Source organism: Staphylococcus caledonicus, from assembly GCF_016238465.1.
GTDB classification, from domain to species: domain Bacteria; phylum Bacillota; class Bacilli; order Staphylococcales; family Staphylococcaceae; genus Staphylococcus; species Staphylococcus caledonicus.
Window position 1 is genome coordinate 1 of sequence record NZ_JABTXV010000005.1, and the last position, 17824, is coordinate 17824.

General features: G+C 35.1%; 15 protein-coding genes, 1 rRNA gene and 1 pseudogene. 7 read left to right on the forward strand and 10 right to left on the reverse strand.

What is annotated here, in order from left to right:
• Nucleotides 1-5: 5 nt before the first annotated feature.
• Nucleotides 6-120: ribosomal RNA gene (gene rrf / locus HS848_RS10840) — 5S ribosomal RNA — on the forward strand.
• Nucleotides 121-590: 470 nt separating this feature from the next.
• Here the strand turns inward: rrf and ilvA are convergent.
• From ilvA to ilvB, 8 genes are all read right to left on the reverse strand, one after another.
• Nucleotides 591-1859 carry a threonine ammonia-lyase IlvA gene (gene ilvA, locus HS848_RS10845; RefSeq protein WP_198612345.1) on the reverse strand — a complete coding sequence of 423 codons (1269 nt, stop codon included), beginning with the start codon at nt 1857-1859 and terminating at the stop codon, nt 591-593.
• A 13-nt stretch (nt 1860-1872) separates the two neighbouring features.
• Nucleotides 1873-2442, reverse strand: a complete 570-nt coding sequence (leuD, locus tag HS848_RS10850) for a 3-isopropylmalate dehydratase small subunit (RefSeq protein ID WP_198612346.1) — start codon at nt 2440-2442, stop codon at nt 1873-1875.
• 2 nt (nt 2443-2444) lie between these two features.
• Nucleotides 2445-3815, reverse strand: coding sequence for a 3-isopropylmalate dehydratase large subunit (gene leuC, locus HS848_RS10855; protein ID WP_198612347.1), 1371 nt, complete (start codon nt 3813-3815; stop codon nt 2445-2447).
• Nucleotides 3816-3830: 15 nt separating this feature from the next.
• On the reverse strand, nt 3831-4874 hold the full coding sequence (gene leuB, locus HS848_RS10860; protein ID WP_198612348.1) for a 3-isopropylmalate dehydrogenase: 1044 nt from the start codon (nt 4872-4874) through the stop codon (nt 3831-3833).
• Nucleotides 4871-6406, reverse strand: coding sequence for a 2-isopropylmalate synthase (locus HS848_RS10865; protein WP_198612349.1), 1536 nt, complete (start codon nt 6404-6406; stop codon nt 4871-4873). Before HS848_RS10865 ends, leuB begins: the two co-directional genes overlap by 4 nt.
• A gap of 19 nt (nt 6407-6425) precedes the next feature.
• On the reverse strand, nt 6426-7430 hold the full coding sequence (gene ilvC / locus HS848_RS10870; RefSeq protein ID WP_198612350.1) for a ketol-acid reductoisomerase: 1005 nt from the start codon (nt 7428-7430) through the stop codon (nt 6426-6428).
• Between the two features lie 125 nt (nt 7431-7555).
• Nucleotides 7556-7804 carry an ACT domain-containing protein gene (locus HS848_RS10875; protein ID WP_198612351.1) on the reverse strand — a complete coding sequence of 83 codons (249 nt, stop codon included), beginning with the start codon at nt 7802-7804 and terminating at the stop codon, nt 7556-7558.
• A complete protein-coding gene (gene ilvB / locus HS848_RS10880; RefSeq protein WP_198612415.1) occupies nt 7801-9474 on the reverse strand; it encodes a biosynthetic-type acetolactate synthase large subunit in 1674 nt (557 codons plus the stop codon). Before ilvB ends, HS848_RS10875 begins: the two co-directional genes overlap by 4 nt.
• Here ilvB and HS848_RS10885 point away from each other — a divergent pair.
• Entirely contained in the window at nt 9416-9607 is a 192-nt protein-coding gene (locus tag HS848_RS10885) for a hypothetical protein (RefSeq protein WP_198612352.1), read from the forward strand. The genes ilvB and HS848_RS10885 overlap by 59 nt on opposite strands.
• On the opposite strand, the pseudogene ilvD reads toward HS848_RS10885, so the two are convergent.
• Nucleotides 9600-11288, reverse strand: a pseudogene (ilvD, locus tag HS848_RS10890) (dihydroxy-acid dehydratase). The gene HS848_RS10885 and the pseudogene ilvD overlap by 8 nt on opposite strands.
• A 524-nt stretch (nt 11289-11812) precedes the next feature.
• Here ilvD and tsaE point away from each other — a divergent pair.
• Genes tsaE through tsaD form a run of 4 tightly spaced genes read left to right on the forward strand, consistent with a single transcriptional unit; the run spans nt 11813 to nt 14375 of the window.
• Nucleotides 11813-12274 (forward strand): tRNA (adenosine(37)-N6)-threonylcarbamoyltransferase complex ATPase subunit type 1 TsaE, encoded by a 462-nt coding sequence (gene tsaE, locus HS848_RS10895; protein WP_198612353.1) that lies wholly within the window; start codon nt 11813-11815, stop codon nt 12272-12274.
• The gene (gene tsaB, locus HS848_RS10900; protein ID WP_198612354.1) at nt 12255-12920 is read left to right on the forward strand and encodes a tRNA (adenosine(37)-N6)-threonylcarbamoyltransferase complex dimerization subunit type 1 TsaB; all 666 of its coding nucleotides are present in this window, start codon (nt 12255-12257) and stop codon (nt 12918-12920) included. The genes tsaE and tsaB overlap by 20 nt, the downstream gene beginning before the upstream one ends.
• Nucleotides 12893-13357: a ribosomal protein S18-alanine N-acetyltransferase gene (rimI, locus tag HS848_RS10905; protein WP_107508262.1), complete on the forward strand. Its 465-nt coding sequence runs from the start codon at nt 12893-12895 to the stop codon at nt 13355-13357. The genes tsaB and rimI overlap by 28 nt, the downstream gene beginning before the upstream one ends.
• Nucleotides 13350-14375, forward strand: a complete 1026-nt coding sequence (tsaD, locus tag HS848_RS10910; protein ID WP_198612355.1) for a tRNA (adenosine(37)-N6)-threonylcarbamoyltransferase complex transferase subunit TsaD — start codon at nt 13350-13352, stop codon at nt 14373-14375. The genes rimI and tsaD overlap by 8 nt, the downstream gene beginning before the upstream one ends.
• A gap of 431 nt (nt 14376-14806) precedes the next feature.
• Here the strand turns inward: tsaD and HS848_RS10915 are convergent, their stop codons facing one another.
• A complete protein-coding gene (locus HS848_RS10915) occupies nt 14807-16744 on the reverse strand; it encodes an ABC-F family ATP-binding cassette domain-containing protein (RefSeq protein WP_198612356.1) in 1938 nt (645 codons plus the stop codon).
• Nucleotides 16745-16982: 238 nt separating this feature from the next.
• On the opposite strand from HS848_RS10915, the gene HS848_RS10920 reads away from it, so the two are divergent.
• Entirely contained in the window at nt 16983-17621 is a 639-nt protein-coding gene (locus HS848_RS10920) for a redox-sensing transcriptional repressor Rex (protein WP_107508265.1), read from the forward strand.
• Nucleotides 17622-17824 lie beyond the last annotated feature (203 nt).

Consider the following 17824-nt stretch of genomic DNA (forward strand, 5'->3'; position numbering starts at 1 on the left):
ACTTGTCTGGTGACAATGGCAAGGAGGTCACACCTGTTCCCATGCCGAACACAGAAGTTAAGCTCCTTAGCGCCGATGGTAGTTGGATTTACGTTCCGCTAGAGTAGGACGTTGCCAGGCAAATATTGAGACCGAAAGGTCTCTTTTTTTATGTCTATTTTTAAGTAAAAGAAAACAAATAAAACTCAAGCCGAAGGCAAAAAGAAAGTAAGTAAGAAAATAAGATTTATAAACTTCGGAGAGAATATGCCAGCGTCTATTTAGCTTTGCGAAGAGAAAGCGATTGAAGCTGATGAATTGAGGAAAGAGAGAAGCGAATTTAGTTGCGCTAAATGAGCCAACGAGAGACGAAAATGAAGAAAGATGCGATCGCTTGCCTCAAAGCAAAGGAAGCTCCATAGCGCCGGTGGTAGCAGATTACGTTCCGCTAGAGTAGAATATAATATTACTAAGCAAATAAATTAAAAATGGGAAAAACAAAGCAAGCATTCCCGTAATGAACAATAAAAAACAAGAAGCCAGATATACATTTAAAATGTACATCTAGCTTCTCAGTAATTTATTCATCAATAGCACTTTTAAATTTATTGTTAAATCAATAATGAATATAGCATTTTATTTTCATTAATATAGATATTTGAAGGGTCAAAATGATTTACATTATTTTTTAGTTGAGTTAAATCTTCATGGTTTTTTAGTTGAATACCGATGATAACAGTACCAGTATTTTGCGATGATTTCTTTAAATATTCAAATTTAGTGATATCATCTTGAGGGCCTAATACATCGTTTACAAATTCCTTAAGCGCTCCAGGACGTTGTGGGAAATTAAGAATGAAATAATGTTTCATTTCTTCATAAAGAAGAGAACGCTCTTCAATTTCTTTCATACGGTTAATATCATTGTTTCCACCACTAACAACACAAACAATAGTTTTACCTTTAATTTCCTTACGATAGAAGTCTAACGCAGACACACTTAAGGCACCAGCTGGTTCCGCAACAATAGCTTGTTTTGAATACATATCGAGAATTGTAGAACATACTGCGCCTTCATCAACTTGAATATAGTCATTTACATTGTTTTTAGCAATATCAAATGTAATATCGCCTACACGTGCAACAGAAGCGCCATCTACAAATTTATCAATATGATCTAAAGTAACTATTTTATTATGAACGACTACAGATTCATACATACTACTTGCGCCTGCAGGTTCTACGCCAATAATTTGAGTATTAGGACTATATTGAGACATATAAGTACTAACCCCTGAAATTAAGCCGCCACCACCAATTGCAGCAAAGAGATAATCAAATGTTACATTATCTTGCTCCGCTTGTTCTAAGATTTCTTTAGCTAATGTTCCTTGGCCAGAAATAGTATTAATATTATTAAAAGGGTCGATAAACGTCATTTGATTTTTATCAGTATATTGTAACGCTTCTTTAAGACAATCATCAAATGTATCTCCAGTTAAAACAATTTCAACATTATCTGCACCAAAAAATTTAACCTGATTAACTTTTTGTAATGGGGTAGTAACTGGCATAAAGATTACAGCGTTTAAATTTAACGCTTTAGCTGTATAGGCTACACCTTGAGCATGATTTCCGGCACTTGCACAAGTAATACCTTTCGCTTTCGCATTATCATCTAATACTGAGATTGCATTATAAGCTCCTCGTAACTTAAAAGAGCGCACCCATTGTAAATCTTCTCTTTTTAAATATACGTTACAGTCATATTTTTGTGAAAGATAGTGATCATACTGTAAAGGCGTTTCTTTTACAACATCTTTAATTCTTAAATAGGCTTCATCTATATCTTTAGCACTCACTGTCATCTTTACTGTCATAATATATCCATCCTTACTTCATTTTTTCATATTTTTCTATAAGTTCTTCATATTGAAGTGTAATTGCAATATCATCTAAACCATTTACCAATTTATTTTTCCAAGTTTCATCAATTGAAAAGTTAAATGTTTTATCTTTGCTAGAAACAGTTTGGTTTGGTAAATCTACAGTTATTTCTTCCTGAGTTGCTAAATAATTTCTAGCATCCTCATCTAATACAATTGGTAACATCCCATTCTTAGTACAGTTCATGTAAAAGATGTCACTGAAACTACCAGCAATAACAATATTGAAACCATAGTCTTTTAATGCCCATGCAGCATGTTCACGACTAGAGCCACAACCGAAATTATCTCCTGTAATTAAAATTGAAGCTCCAGCATATTGCGGTTTATTTGGATTAAAATCAGGATTGTCAGAGCCATCAGCTAGATAGCGCCATTCATCAAAAGCAAAGGGACCAAAGCCACTTTTAGTAATACGCTTTAAATGTGCTTTAGGAATAATTTGGTCAGTATCAATATTATCGTTGAGTAAAGGTACAATTTTTCCAGTATAAGTTGTGATAGGTTGGATATCCATAACTATACGACCACCTTTCTTACATCAACAAATTTGCCATGAATAGCAGCTGCAGCAGCCATAGCTGGAGAGACTAGGTGAGTTCTAGCACCTTTACCTTGTCGGCCTTCAAAGTTACGATTACTTGTTGATGCACAATGAACGCACTCTGGAACTTGGTCTGGATTCATACCTAAACACATTGAACAACCCGGTTCTCTCCACTCAAACCCAGCATCTTTAAATATTTTATCTAATCCAATTGCTTCAGCTTCTTTTTTGACAGTACGTGAACCAGGGACTACGATAGCTGTAATATTAGGATGAACTTGTTTCCCCTCTACAATACGGCTTGCTTCAATTAAGTCTGAAAGTCTAGCGTTTGTACATGATCCTAAGAATACATAGCCTAAATCAATATCAGAAGCTGTTTGTCCAGGTTGTAAATCCATATAATGATATGCACGTTCATCGTTAATATTTTTTATTTCTGGAAAAGGACTATTCACTCCTACACCCATTTCTGGATTAGTACCCCAAGTTACCTGTGGTTCTAAATCAGTTACATCTAGTTCAATTACTTTATCAAAAACTGCATCCGTATCTGAATATAATTGACGCCATTCAGGAAGAGAATGATTATAGTTGTGAGCATAAGGACGACCTTTAACATAGTCGAAGGTCACATCATCAGGCTGCATAATACCGTATTTAGCGCCACCTTCGATTGCCATATTACAAATCGTCATACGAGCTTCCATCGACAAAGATTTGATAGTTTCTCCAGTAAATTCCAGAGCATAGCCTGTACCGAAATCGACACCATACTTATTAATCAAATATAAAATAATATCTTTAGCGTAAACGCCAGGTTGAAGTTTACCGTTAATATCAATTTTTAGATTTTTAGGTTTAGTTTGCCATAGTGTTTGAGTAGCAAAAACATGCTCAACTTCACTAGTACCTATTCCAAAAGCTATAGCACCAAAGGCTCCATGCGTCGCTGTATGGGAATCACCACAGACGATAGTTTTGCCCGGTTGTGTGAGACCAGTTTCAGGACCCACCATATGTACAATACCTTGTTCATCTGACCCCATATCAAATATATGCACACCAAAATCTTTAGCATTCTTTTGTAGTGTGGTAATTTGTTTATTTGCAATTTCGTCTTTAATATTAAAAATATCGATTGTAGGCACATTATGATCTAATGTTGCATAAGTTAAATCTGGACGTCTTAATTTACGATTCTGTAGTCTCAATCCTTCAAAAGCTTGAGGAGAAGTAACTTCATGAATCAAATGCAAATCTATATATAAAAGTTGTGGTTCACCTTCTTTTCCAGTTAAAACATGCTTATTCCAAACTTTATCGAATAGTGTTTGCCCCATAAAATTATTCCCCCTTTATTGATAATTGGCTTTTAAATGATTGAAGATTTCAGTAGTAGTACAAGTACCACCTAGATCTTGCGTTGTTATACCTTCTCTAATTAAATTGAAGACAGACTGTTCTAATTCTAATGCAGCATCTTCTTGTTCTAAACTTTCACGTAAACACATCGCAAGAGAAAGAACCATGCCGAATGGATTAGCGATATTTTTATTAGCGATATCAGGTGCCGAGCCATGTATAGGTTCATATAATCTTGGCCCTTCTTGACTAAAACTGGCAGAAGGGGACAAACCTAGTGACCCGGGGATAACCGAGGCTTCGTCACTTAAGATATCACCAAATAAATTTTCAGTAACGATGACGTCAAATTGTGTAGGATTTGTAATTAAATGCATACTACACGCATCTACAAGTAAGTGATTTAGTTCTACTTCAGGATAGTCTTTACTTACTTCATTGATTGTTTTTCTCCATAATTTACTAGAAGCTAGTACATTCTCTTTATCTACAGAAGTTAATTTTTTCTTGCGATTATTTGCTAATTCAAATGCCACTCTAGCTATTCTTTCAATTTCTGCCTTGGTATAAGTAAGAGAATCTAATGCAGAAGCATCGCTAATTTGACGAGGTTCTCCGAAATAGATACCACTAGTCAATTCACGTACGATTACTAAATCGGTACCTTCTACACGTTCTTTTTTCAATGGAGAAAAATGACTTGTACCATCAGTAACTTTGGTTGGTCGGATATTAGCAAACAATCCTAGACCTTTTCGCAAAGCAAGTAGACCTTGTTCTGGTCGATTGTTAGGATCAGTCCACTTAGGTCCGCCAACAGCGCCGAGTAAAATCGCATCAGCTTGTTCACAAGCAGTTAATGTTTCATCAGGAAGGGGAGTGCCATGTGAATCGATAGCTGCTCCTCCAATATTAAAATTCTTGAGGGTATAAGAAATATCATATTTTTTACTAATAAGTTCTAGTAGTTCTAAGCTCCCGTTAAGAATCTCAGGACCAATGCCGTCTCCTGGTAACGCTACAATATTATATGTCATACTTGGGTGCCTTCTTTCTCAATGAATTCTGAAACATATTTTGCATGTGCTTCGACATAAGCTTTGCAAGACGCTTGTAAGATATCATGATCGATACCAATACCGTTGACTGGTTGACCTTCAATTTTAAGATCTACATGCACTTCAGCTTGCGCATCGGTGCCTTCTGTAACCGAATCAATTCGATAATCAACCAATTCACTGTCTTTTTTGAAAATGCGGTCAACTGCATTATAAATTGCAACAATAGATCCTGTACCAATACTTGAATCTTGATACGTATTACCATCTTTATCTTTAATAACAACTACAGCACTTTGCAATCCGTGTGATACAAATTGAAGTTGTAATGTTTCAAGATGATAAATTGAATTTTGTTCATGTTCAGAACCTTGAATAAGCGCATGAATATCTCTATCAGACACATCTTTTTTCTTATCAGCAACCGCTTTAAATTGCTTAAATAATGCGACTTGATCTTCTGCTTTGATATCATAGCCTAAAGATTTAAGCTTCTCACTAAAGGCATGTTTACCTGATAGTTTGCCTAGAGGTAATTCATTTTTACTAATACCTACTAATTGTGGCGTCATAATTTCATAGGTTTCAGGATTTTTAAGGACACCATCTTGATGAATACCTGATTCATGACTAAAGGCATTTTGGCCTACAATCGCTTTATTTTTAGGTACACGAATACCTGCATATCTTGAGATAATATCTGATGTATTTTTAGTTTCAGCCAGGTTTAACCGTGTTTCTATATCGTAGTGATCTCGACGGACATAAAGCGCTAAAGCTAGCTCTTCTAAGGCAGTATTACCTGCACGTTCACCAATACCATTAACGGTGCCTTCAATACGTTCTGCGCCATTTTCAATTGCGGCTAAGCTATTAGCTACCGCCATACCTAAGTCATCATGGCAATGTGCACTATAAATCACTTTGTGTTCTGATTTAACATGTTCTAGTAAAGATTTAAAAATGAGGCCATATTCAGTTGGATAGCTATAGCCCACTGTATCAGGAATATTAATAATACTTGCACCTGCATCAACAGCTGTTTGAACACATTTAATTAAAAATGCAATATCTGTTCTTGACGCATCCTCTGGTGAGAATTGAACAACATCGAAGAATTGTTTAGCGTAGCTTACATGCTTGGTAATACTTTCTAAAACTTCATCTTGAGACATTTTTAATTTGTGTTCTAAGTGGATAGGTGAAGTTGCTATAAATACATGTACACGAGGGTGTACAGCATCTTTAGTTGCTTCATAGACTGCATCGATATCGGATTGTTTACAACGTGCTAATCCACAAACTGCTGTAGTAGTTAAAGCCTTAGATATTGCCTGAACAGATTTGAAACTTCCAGAGCTTGAAGCGGGGAAGCCAGCTTCAATGACATCGACTCCCCATTTTTCAAGTTGTTTAGCTATCTTTAAACGTTCATCAAATGAAAAACTCACACCTGGTGTTTGTTCACCATCTCTCAACGTAGTATCGAAAATTTGAATATGGCTCTTCATTTCAACCACTCCTTACTAATTATTGTTGAATACTTTTAGATTTAATAAACGGCATCATTTCTCTTAAGTCACGACCAACCGCTTCAATTTCGTGACCATGTTGTTGTTCACGTAATTCATAAAATTCTTTAAAGCCATTTTCATTATCTTTAACAAAACGATTAGCAAAGTTGCCATTTTGAATATCGTCTAAAACTTTTTTCATGTTATCTTTTACGTCTGGAGTGATAACTCTAGGTCCAGAAACATAGTCTCCGAATTCAGCAGTATTTGAGATAGAATAACGAACATTTTCCATACCGCCTTCATACATTAAATCAACGATTAATTTCATATCATGTAATACTTCGAAATAAGCTAGTTCTTTTTGATAGCCAGCTTCTACTAAAGTTTCAAAACCACTTTGGATTAATTTGTGGATACCGCCACATAATACAGCTTGTTCACCGAATAAGTCTGTTTCAGTTTCTTCTTTAAATGTAGTTTCAATAACACCAGCTCGTGTTGCACCGATACCTTTGGCGTAACTTAAGGCAATATCACGTGCATTACCTGAAGCATCTTGTTGAACACCAAATAATGCTGGTACAGCAGTACCTTCAACAAATGTACGACGAACTAAATGGCCAGGCCCTTTAGGAGCAACTAAAAATACATCTACATCGGCAGGTGGTTCGATAACGCCAAAGTGAATGTTAAATCCATGTGCAAATGCTAGGGCATTACCAGCTTCTAAATTAGGTTCAATTTCATTTTTATAAACGTTACCTTGGATTTCGTCTGGTAATAACACCATTACTACGTCAGCTTGTTTTACTGCTTCGCCAACTGGAAAGACTTCAAATCCATCTTTTTTTGCTTGGTCAAAAGATTTACCAGGGCGGATACCAACCACTACGTCATAACCATTGTCTTTAAGGTTTTGTGCGTGTGCATGTCCTTGAGAACCATAACCTACGATTGCGATTTTTTTACCTTGTAATTCGTCTTTTTTAACTGAATCATTATAATAAACTTTTGTCATAATACTTCCTCCAATTTTAAAATAATTTGAATATTCTAACTTTTATAGATATAAAATCTACGCATGTTGATGATAGACATTCAATATCTTTTATTTATCATGCTAGCGCATCAATGTAGATTTATTTAAACTTGCTCAGGTGTAACATCTTTAATTTCTAATACGCTTACTTGTTTTCTTAATTTGGCGATAAGAACTTTTAAAATCTTTTCATCTTCGATATCTGCCACAATAAACATGTCTGAGAATCCTTGTTCTTTTGCAGGTTTAACTGTTAATTCATTGATATTATATTGTAGTCTTACAAATGCACTAGTAATACGGTTTAAAGTGCTTACTCGATCTGTAACTTTTAAATGCAATGTTCGCTTCATTCAAGACCCTCCATTTCATGGTTTGCTTTACCACTTGGAATCATTGGATTTACAGGTTCAGTAGGTGAGATTCTCACTTCAATTAATGCAGGGCCCTCATATGCGAAAGCTTCATCTAGTGTTTCTTTTAATTTATTTGGTTGATCAATTAAGTAACCTTGTACGCCGTATGCCTCTGCCATTTTCATGAAATCAGGTTGATCATTAAAGACTGAATGAGAAAAACGTTTATTAAAGAATTTATCTTGCCATTGTTTTACCATACCTAATGTTCCGTTATTAATTAATACAATTTTGACATTTAAATTATATTCAGGGAGTAGTGCCATTTCCTGATTAGTCATTTGGAATCCACCATCGCCTACGAAACAAACTACCGTTTTATCAGGTGCAGCTAATTGAGCACCAATAGCTGATGGAATACCAAAGCCCATAGTTCCTAAGCCACCACTTGTAACCCACTGGCCATAATTTTTAAATGGATAGAATTGAGCAGCCCACTTTTGATGTTGACCTACATCAGTGGTAACAATAGCATCACCATGTGTAATCTTACCGATATATTCAATGGCTTCTTGAGGTCTGCAAAATGTTTCGTCTGCCTTATTATATTTAAATGGATGAAGTGATTTATTATCACGACAATGCTCAACCCATGCTTTATGAGAGTCAGTAGCTGTATGTGTGTGTGATAAAGCTTCTAGAACTTTTTTACAATCTGCAACTATACCTAAATCTGTAGCGATGACTTTATTGATTTCTGACTCATCGATATCAACGTGGACAATAGTCGCATTAGGCGCAAACTCATTTGGATTACTTGCAAGACGGTCATCAAAACGGCTACCAAAATTGATGAGTAAATCACATTCTGTAAGTGCCATGTTACTAGCGTATGATCCATGCATTCCGCCCATACCTAAGAATAGGGGACTTTCATATGGAATTGCGCCTAATCCAAGCAATGTCGTTACAACTGGAATTTGATGTTGTGTGACAAAGTCGGTTAATAACGTATTTGATTTAGAGTGATTAATACCTGCACCAGCTAAAACTAGTGGTTTTTGAGCTTTAGCTAGATAGTCTGATAATTGTTTAATATCAGTTTCGTTAACTTCTTCTTCAACATGGTAAGCAGGTAAGTTTACTTCATCTTCAAGTGGTGCAGTTGTAGAAAGTACACCCATATCTTTTGGGAAATCTACTACCACTGGGCCTTTACGACCTGAGTTAGCTAGGTAAAAGGCTTCGTGAATGATTCGAGGGATGTCGTCTACATTTTTCACTTGATAATTTGCTTTTGTAATTGGCGTAGTCATAGATAATAAATCAGCTTCTTGGAAAGCATCTATTCCGATACCTGGCGTTGCTACTTGTCCAGTAAATACGACTAACGGTAGAGAATCACTATAAGCATCAGTGATTCCAGTAATCGCATTCGTAGCTCCAGGACCACTAGTTACTACGACCACTCCAGTTTTACCAGAGACACGTGCATAACCTTCGGCAGCATGTGTCGCGCCTTGCTCATGTCGTGCTAAAATATGTTTGATTTTACCGTCATAAAAGGTGTCATATAGTGGTAAAACGGCGCCACCAGGATAACCGAAGATGAAATCCACATCTTCATGTAATAATGCTTCTACTAATAATTCTGAGCCTGTACGCAGTGCATTTAATGTTTCTTCTTCAAGTGCTTGTGGTTCTAACGTTTCAGTATATTATACAGGGTCTACAGTTGCTTCTGGATTAAGTACATTACTTTCCTTATTATTCATAGTGAACACTCCTTATATTAGATAAGATTTTCAGGGACTTGCATGATGCCACCAGTATTTGCACTTGTAACCAATGCAGTATATCTTGCTAAGTATCCTGTTTTTACTTTTGCTTTAAATGGTTCTAATTCTTCTCTACGTTTATAAAGTTCTTCTTGAGGTTGATTTACATCAAGTGTACGGTTGATTAAATCAATGGTAATCTCGTCGCCATCACGTATTAAACCGATAGGGCCATTAGATGCTGCCTCGGGTGAAATATGTCCAACGGCAATACCTCTTGTTGCCCCTGAAAATCAACCATCAGTAATAAGAGCTACGTCCTTACCAAGTCCTCTACCTACAATCGAAGAAGTCGGTGCCAACATTTCTGGCATACCTGGTCCGCCTTTAGGGCCTTCGTATCGAATTACCACTACATGACCTTCACGCACAGTTTTATTATCGATAGCTTCAACCGCTGCCTCATGTGAATCAAAACAAATGGCTTTACCAGTAAATGTTTTGATAGATGGGTCCACACCACCGACTTTAATTACTGCCCCTTTAGGTGCTAGATTACCGAATAAGACAGACAGTCCGCCTTCTTTGTCATATGGATTATCTAGTGGATGAATAACATCAAAGTTTTGGATTTCTTTACCTTGGTTATTCTCACGTAATGTTTTACCTGTCACTGTAATACGATCAGGGTGAAGTGTACCTTCTTTTTTCATAAGTTCATTAATGATGGCCGGACAACCACCAGCTTGATGAACATCATGCATTGAGTATGAAGAACTTGGTGCAATTTTAGATAAATAAGGCGTTTTTTTAGCAATCTCATTAATGCGTTCTAAATCATATTCAATACCTGCTTCATTAGCGATAGCTAAGGTATGAAGAACAGTATTAGTAGAACCACCCATGGCCATATCTAAGGCAAAGGCATCATCAATTGCTTCGCGAGTAACAATATCACGTGGTTTAATATCTTTCTTAATATTTTCTACTAATTTAAATGCCGCTTCTCGTATCATTTCACGACGTTGTTCACTTACCGCAAGTGCTGTGCCATTATATGGAAGTGCTAAACCTAATACTTCCATAAGGCAGTTCATTGAATTAGCTGTGAACATTCCTGCGCAAGAACCACAAGTAGGGCAAGCATTTTGTTCCATATCTAAGAATTCTTCTTTAGAAATTGAACCTTCTTTAAAAGCTCCGACAGCTTCAAACATTGATGACAATGTTAGTGCTTTACCTTGTGCAGATAAACCAGCTTTCATAGGACCACCAGAACAGAAGATAGCCGGCACGTTTGTTCTTACAGCAGCAAGTAACATACCTGGCGTAATCTTGTCGCAGTTAGGAATATAAAATACACCATCAAACCAATGGGCATTTATAACGGTTTCAGCAGCATCTGCAATGATTTCACGAGATGGAAGGGAGTAACGCATGCCAATGTGTCCCATAGCGATACCATCATCGACACCGATTGTGTTAAATTCGAATGGAATGGCGCCTGCCTCACGGATTGCCTCCTTAGCAATATCTGCTAATTCACGCAAATGAACGTGACCTGGCACAATATCAATATACGAATTACAAATAGCTACAAATGGTTTGTTCATATCAGTTGGATTTTTAAGTGCGCCTGTAGCGTGTAAAAGACTTCTAGCTGGTGCTTGATGATCACCTTTTTTTATCATGTCACTTCTCATTAATAATTCCCCCGTAAAATCTTTTATTATCAAAATAAAAAGACGCCCCAATAAATAATTGGGACGTCTGTAAGTCCCATTCAATGAGAAATAGGACTTAAACGTTTAGTATGTTTCTACACTAAAGTTCCAGCCCTTGCGAGTATAATAAAATAATAATTAAATTGTCAGTTACATTATGTGGTAGATATGTAAGTTGAGTCATTTTATTATACTCCTTCCTTGAATGGTAGTTATTTAAATAATTAGAATTGTTTAAAAATTTGATAAACTTAATTTACTACAATAGGTATTCTAAGTCAATACTCTTTTTAGAATTTTCTAAAAATTATAGTTTGATTAATTTTTATATGAATGGTGAGAAATTTTAACTAAATTTTGTTACAATTAATAAGTTAAAAATTCGTATAAAATCATTTTAATATCAATCACTATTTCAATGAAATTGATATTGAAATGACTAATTGTAACTATAAAGTTCTATAATTTGTATTTAAAATAGTATGAATAGGAGCGTAGGACTAATGATACGTATTAAAAATTTAGATGAAATGAATCATTTTGCGGAAATACTAGTTCAACATTTATACGCTAGAGATGTCATTCTATTAAATGGTGACTTAGGTGCTGGCAAAACGACTTTAACTCAATTTATAGGAAAGCATCTTGGCGTAAAGAGAAATATTAATTCGCCAACCTTTAATATAATTAAATCTTATAAAGGTAGTAAATTAAAACTACACCATATGGACTGTTATCGTCTCGAAGATTCAGATGAAGATTTAGGATTTGATGAATATTTTGAAGATGAGGCAATTACAGTTATTGAATGGAGTCAATTTATCCAAGATTTATTACCTCAAGAACAATTAACGATTAATATAAAAACCGTTAATGAAACTACGCGTGATATAGAAATTCAAGCTATTGGGAAGCATTACAATTTAATAAAGGAGGCAGTGGAGCATGAAATTACTATTAATTGATACGTCTAACCGACCTATGTCTATAGCATTGACATCAGATGACGAAGTACTCGCTGAACTGACAACTGATAGTAAACAAGATCATTCAAGCCAACTTATGCCAGGAATCAAAAGTTTGTTTGACCAAGTGAATATTAACAAAAGAGAAATTGATGGTATTGTAGTAGCGAAAGGGCCAGGGTCGTATACCGGAGTGAGAATTGGTGTTACTACGGCGAAAACGTTAGCCTATGCTTTAGAAAAAGATTTATATGGTGTATCTTCTCTTAAAGCCTTAGCAGCAACTATCGAAAATAAAGACGATAGATTATTAGTCCCTATATTTGATGCACGGCGTGAAGCGGTTTACACAGGCATTTATCAATATTTAGATGGTCAATTAACAACTATATTAGAAGATCAATATCTGTCACTTAATGACCTTCATGTGAAACTAGCCGACCTCAATCAGTCTTATATTTTCATTGGGCAAGATGCTAGCAAGTTGGCAGATAAGCTTAATGGACAAATCATTGACAATCTACCACAAGCGCACGTAATGAAAGAGCTTATTACTCAACCTGAAAATATTCATTCATTTGTACCAAATTATATTAAATTATCAGAGGCGGAACGCAATTGGTTAAACCAGCAGAATCAGAATTAACAATTAGAGCAATGCAAGTTGACGATGTGCCAAGTGTTTTTGATATAGAACGAGAAAGTTTTAATGATAGTTCATGGACAATCGATGCATTTTATCATGAACTTAACGAGAATCATTTCGCTAAATATTTTGTAATCATTTTCCAAAATGAAATTATCGGTTATCTAGGCGTATGGATAGTGATTGATCAAGCACAGATTACTACGGTAGCTATACGCAAAGATTATAGAGGTTATGGCTTAGGGCAATTATTACTCAAATATGTAATGGATTATGCTAGACATACATGCGAAGTCATGAGTTTAGAGGTTAGAGTCACTAACGTTGTGGCACAACATGTATATACCAATCTAGGATTTCAATTTGGTGGTAAACGAAAGAACTATTATGGAGAAGGCGAGGATGCATTAGTGATGTGGGTGAATTTAAATGAATGAGAACGTACTAATCTTAGCTATAGAAACAAGTTGTGACGAAACAAGTGTGAGTATTGTAGAAAATGGTAAAACGATACTGTCCAATATTATATTAAGTCAAATTGAGAGTCATAAGCGCTTTGGCGGAGTAGTTCCAGAAGTGGCGAGTCGACATCACGTGGAAGGTATCACAGCAACTGTGGAAGAGGCACTTGAAGCTGCAAATGTGACGATGGAAGAGATTGATGCGGTGGCAGTTACACAAGGACCAGGACTAATTGGAGCATTATTAATCGGTATTAATGCTGCGAAGGCGTTAGCTTTTGCCTATGATAAACCGCTCATTCCTGTCCATCATATCGCCGGCCATATTTATGCTAATAACACTGAAGATCCGTTAACATTTCCTTTAATGGCATTAATTGTATCAGGAGGACATACTGAACTAGTTTATATGAAATCACATATGAATTTCGAAGTGATTGGTGAAACGCGTGATGACGCAGTAGGCGAGGCCTATGATAAAGTTGCACGCACGATTGATTTACCTTATCCAGGAGGACCGGAAATTGATAAATTAGCCGCTACTGGTAATGACACGTATCATTTTCCAAGAGTTTGGTTAGAAAAAGATAGCTATGATTTTAGTTTTAGTGGCTTGAAAAGTGCAGTTATTAATAAATTGCATAATCAACGTCAAAAAAATGAAGAGATTATTAAAGCAGATGTGGCTACGAGCTTTCAACAAAGCGTCGTTGATGTATTAAGTACTAAAGCAGTTAAAGCGTGTCAGGAATATGATGTAAAACGCTTAATTGTTGCAGGTGGTGTCGCAAGTAATAAAGGCTTACGTCAGCGTCTAACTGAGTTATGTGAAGAAAATGACATTAAACTATCTATTCCAAGCCCAAAACTTTGTACAGATAATGCAGCGATGATTGGTGCAGCGGGTTATTACTTCTATGAAGCGGATATTACAGCAGGATTAGATTTAAATGGTCAAAACAACATTGATATTGAAGAAGCTACAATTGAATAAAAGGAATCTAATAAAAGCGTTAAGCTAACTATCAGTAATTGATAATAGCTTAGCGCTTTATTTGTAAAGAAATTAGTTATTAAACCACGTATTTTTTAAATCCGATTGTCTTCGGTAAAAGAAGAAAAAATTGAGAATAGAGATAATTAGGACGTCTAAATACTATGGCTAAGTCAATAGGGAACGTGTGTACTTATCAACAGAAAGTGTATAAGTTGTGGATAAACAGTGTTTAACAGTGTGGATATAGCTTAAATTTTGTGTAAAAGAAATGTAAATAAGTTACATATTACTTGTGTATAACTAGGATAACTTTGTGGATAGTTGTTATTATAAGGTTTTTACTGTTTATAACATTCTGAGTGAAATCTAATAAAAATAACTAGAAAAAGTTTGTGAACTTTTCCTAGTTATTGGATTGATAAAGTGTATTATAACTTTTCTTGTAATTCTTCCCATTCGACCATAATTTGTTCTAATTTTTGTTCGGTCTCTTGTTTTTGATTTGCATATTCTGCTGATTTTTCAGGATCACTAAATACTTCAGGTTGGGTGAGTAGTTCGTCAATTTGTGAAATATATTCTTCATATTCTTCAATTTTAGTTTCACACTGTTCAATTTGACGTTCTAGTTTTCGTTGTTCTCTACGTTGTTGTTTTTGAGTGTCATAGGCATTGTTTAACTTTTCATTATCAGGTTGAGAAGATGATGTATCACTTGGATTGCGTTCCGCTTCGAAAGCTTTTAACGCAGTTGCTTCTTCTGTTTTTTCAATATAATACTGATAATCGCCTAGATACATTTTCCCACCCTCACTGTTGAGATCAAAGACTTTATTAGACAATTGATTTATAAAATAACGGTCATGGGAAACGAATAAAATAGTACCTTCAAAATATTGTAAGGCTTGTTCTAACATTTCTTTTGAATCGATATCTAAATGGTTCGTCGGTTCATCAAGGATTAACACATTATCTCTTTGTAGCATAAGTAAGGCTAGTTGTAAGCGGGCTTTTTCCCCACCGGATAAATCGTTAATAATTTTTTTAACATCGTCTTGTACGAATAAGAAACGACCAAGTACCGCACGCACATCTTTCTCATTCATATTAGGATATTGATCCCATACGTAATCTAAGATGGTCTTACTTGATTTAAATTCAGCTTGTTTTTGATCATAATAACCAATTTGTAAATTAGCCCCAAATGTGACTTCGCCACCTAATTTACGTTGACGATTCGCAATCGTTTGAATCAAAGTCGTTTTTCCTACGCCATTTGGTCCGATAATTGCAATATGGTCGCCTTTTGAAACTTCAAAATTAATAGGTTGAGTAATAGGGGAGCTATAACCAATTTCTAGGTCACGCACATGCATGACATCATTACCCGTATTACGTTCAAAACCAAATTGAATATTAGCACTTCTAGCATCTAACATTGGTTTATCAATGCGTTCCATTTTTTCTAATGTTTTGCGACGACTCTTAGCCATACCACTTGTGGATGCACGTGTAATATTTTTTTCAACAAATGTTTCAAGACGTTTAATTTCTTCTTGTTGCTTCTCATATTCTTGCATACGACTTTCATAGTATTTATCACGTTGTGTTATAAATTGTTCATAATTACCTACATAGCGTTTAACATCACCTAATGCGACGTCATATACTTGAGTAACAATCTTATCTAGGAAATAACGGTCGTGACTAATAATAACTATTGCGCCATTAAAATACTTTAAATAATCTTCTAGCCATTGAGTCGTTTCTAAGTCTAAATGGTTTGTCGGTTCATCCAGTAGTAATAAATCGGGTTCGCTTAGTAACATTTGTGCAAGAGATAAGCGTGTTTTTTGTCCACCACTAAAGTCGTTGATAGGTTTATTAAAATCTTCTTCAGTAAAATTAAGTCCATGTAATACTGATTTAATCTTACTTTCGTATTGATAACCATCTAATTGTTCAAATTGATTAGATAAAGATTCATAACGCTCCATGTGTTGTTGATATTCAGCTGTTTCATAGTCGTTAGCATGTATTGCTAACCAATCCGTTTCTTCTTTAATTAAAGCTTCCATCTTTTTAATATGTTCAAATGGCTTCGACATTTCTTCAAAAACTGAAGCTGATGAATTTAAAGTCATTTGTTGAGTTAAATAGCCGATACTAAGATTTTTAATTTTAGAAATATGTCCACTATCGTAATCTTCAACACCTGCAATAATTTTCATTAATGTAGACTTGCCGGCACCATTTCGACCAACGACGCCAATTCGTTCTCCGGTCTTAACTTCGAAATTAACACGTGTGAATATATCTTCACCGTCGAACGATTTCGAAATATCGTTTAATTGCAAGAGTATCATTAAGTTTCACCTTTCTATATTTATTATTTTATTTTAAACTTTCCGTTGTATATTACTCTATATTTTACCGTATAACATATTTTCATGAAACTAAGATATTTATTTTTAAAAAGTGTTAAGGTATAATATTCCAGTATTCATTATAGGGCATAATATAGATTTCACAGTAATGACTAATTGCACTCTAATTAGTTTGGATACATAGATTAAAAATTCAAACAAAAGGGGGACATAAAAAATGGCTCAAAATCATGCTAAGATTCCTCGTGCAACCTTGAAACGACTACCGTTATATTATAGATTCGTTAATACTTTGAAGTCTAAAGGAATCGATCGAGTGAACTCTAAAACGATTAGCGAAGCACTCAATATAGAGTCAGCCACTATTAGAAGAGACTTTTCTTATTTTGGAGAATTAGGTAAAAAAGGTTATGGCTATAATATTGATAGCTTACTAGAATTCTTCAAATCAGAACTTAGTGACAGTGATAATATTTACATTGGCATCGTAGGTGTTGGTAACTTAGGACGTGCACTTCTAACGTATAACTTTTCTATACACGATGAAATGACAATTACTGAAGCCTTTGACATTGATTCAAACATCATTGGAACTCAAATAGGCGATGTAACGATTCACGATATGGATAATTTAAAAGAAGTTCTCGAATCGAAAGGAATTAGTGTGGTTATCCTCACTACTCCTGAAAATGTAGCTCAACAAGTAGTTGATAACTTAGTAGAAGCAAATGTGAAAGGTATCTTAAATTTTACACCAGCTAGAGTTGAAACGCCAAGTAGCGTACAAGTTCATCATATCGATTTAGGTATTGAACTTCAATCACTACTATTCTTTATGAAAAATTATTCAAATTAAATACGACAAAAATGACAGAGAAATAAGTAAGGCTCTTTAATCGCATCCATAGATTAAAGAGCTTTATTTATGTCTAACTATAATTTTATAAAAATAAAAGACTAATACATTAATAATTTGTGATCTTGCAAACCAATAAATGATGTTCACTAACGTAAATAACCGTCTTGTATTGCCAAAAGTGTAACTTTCTATTATAATAT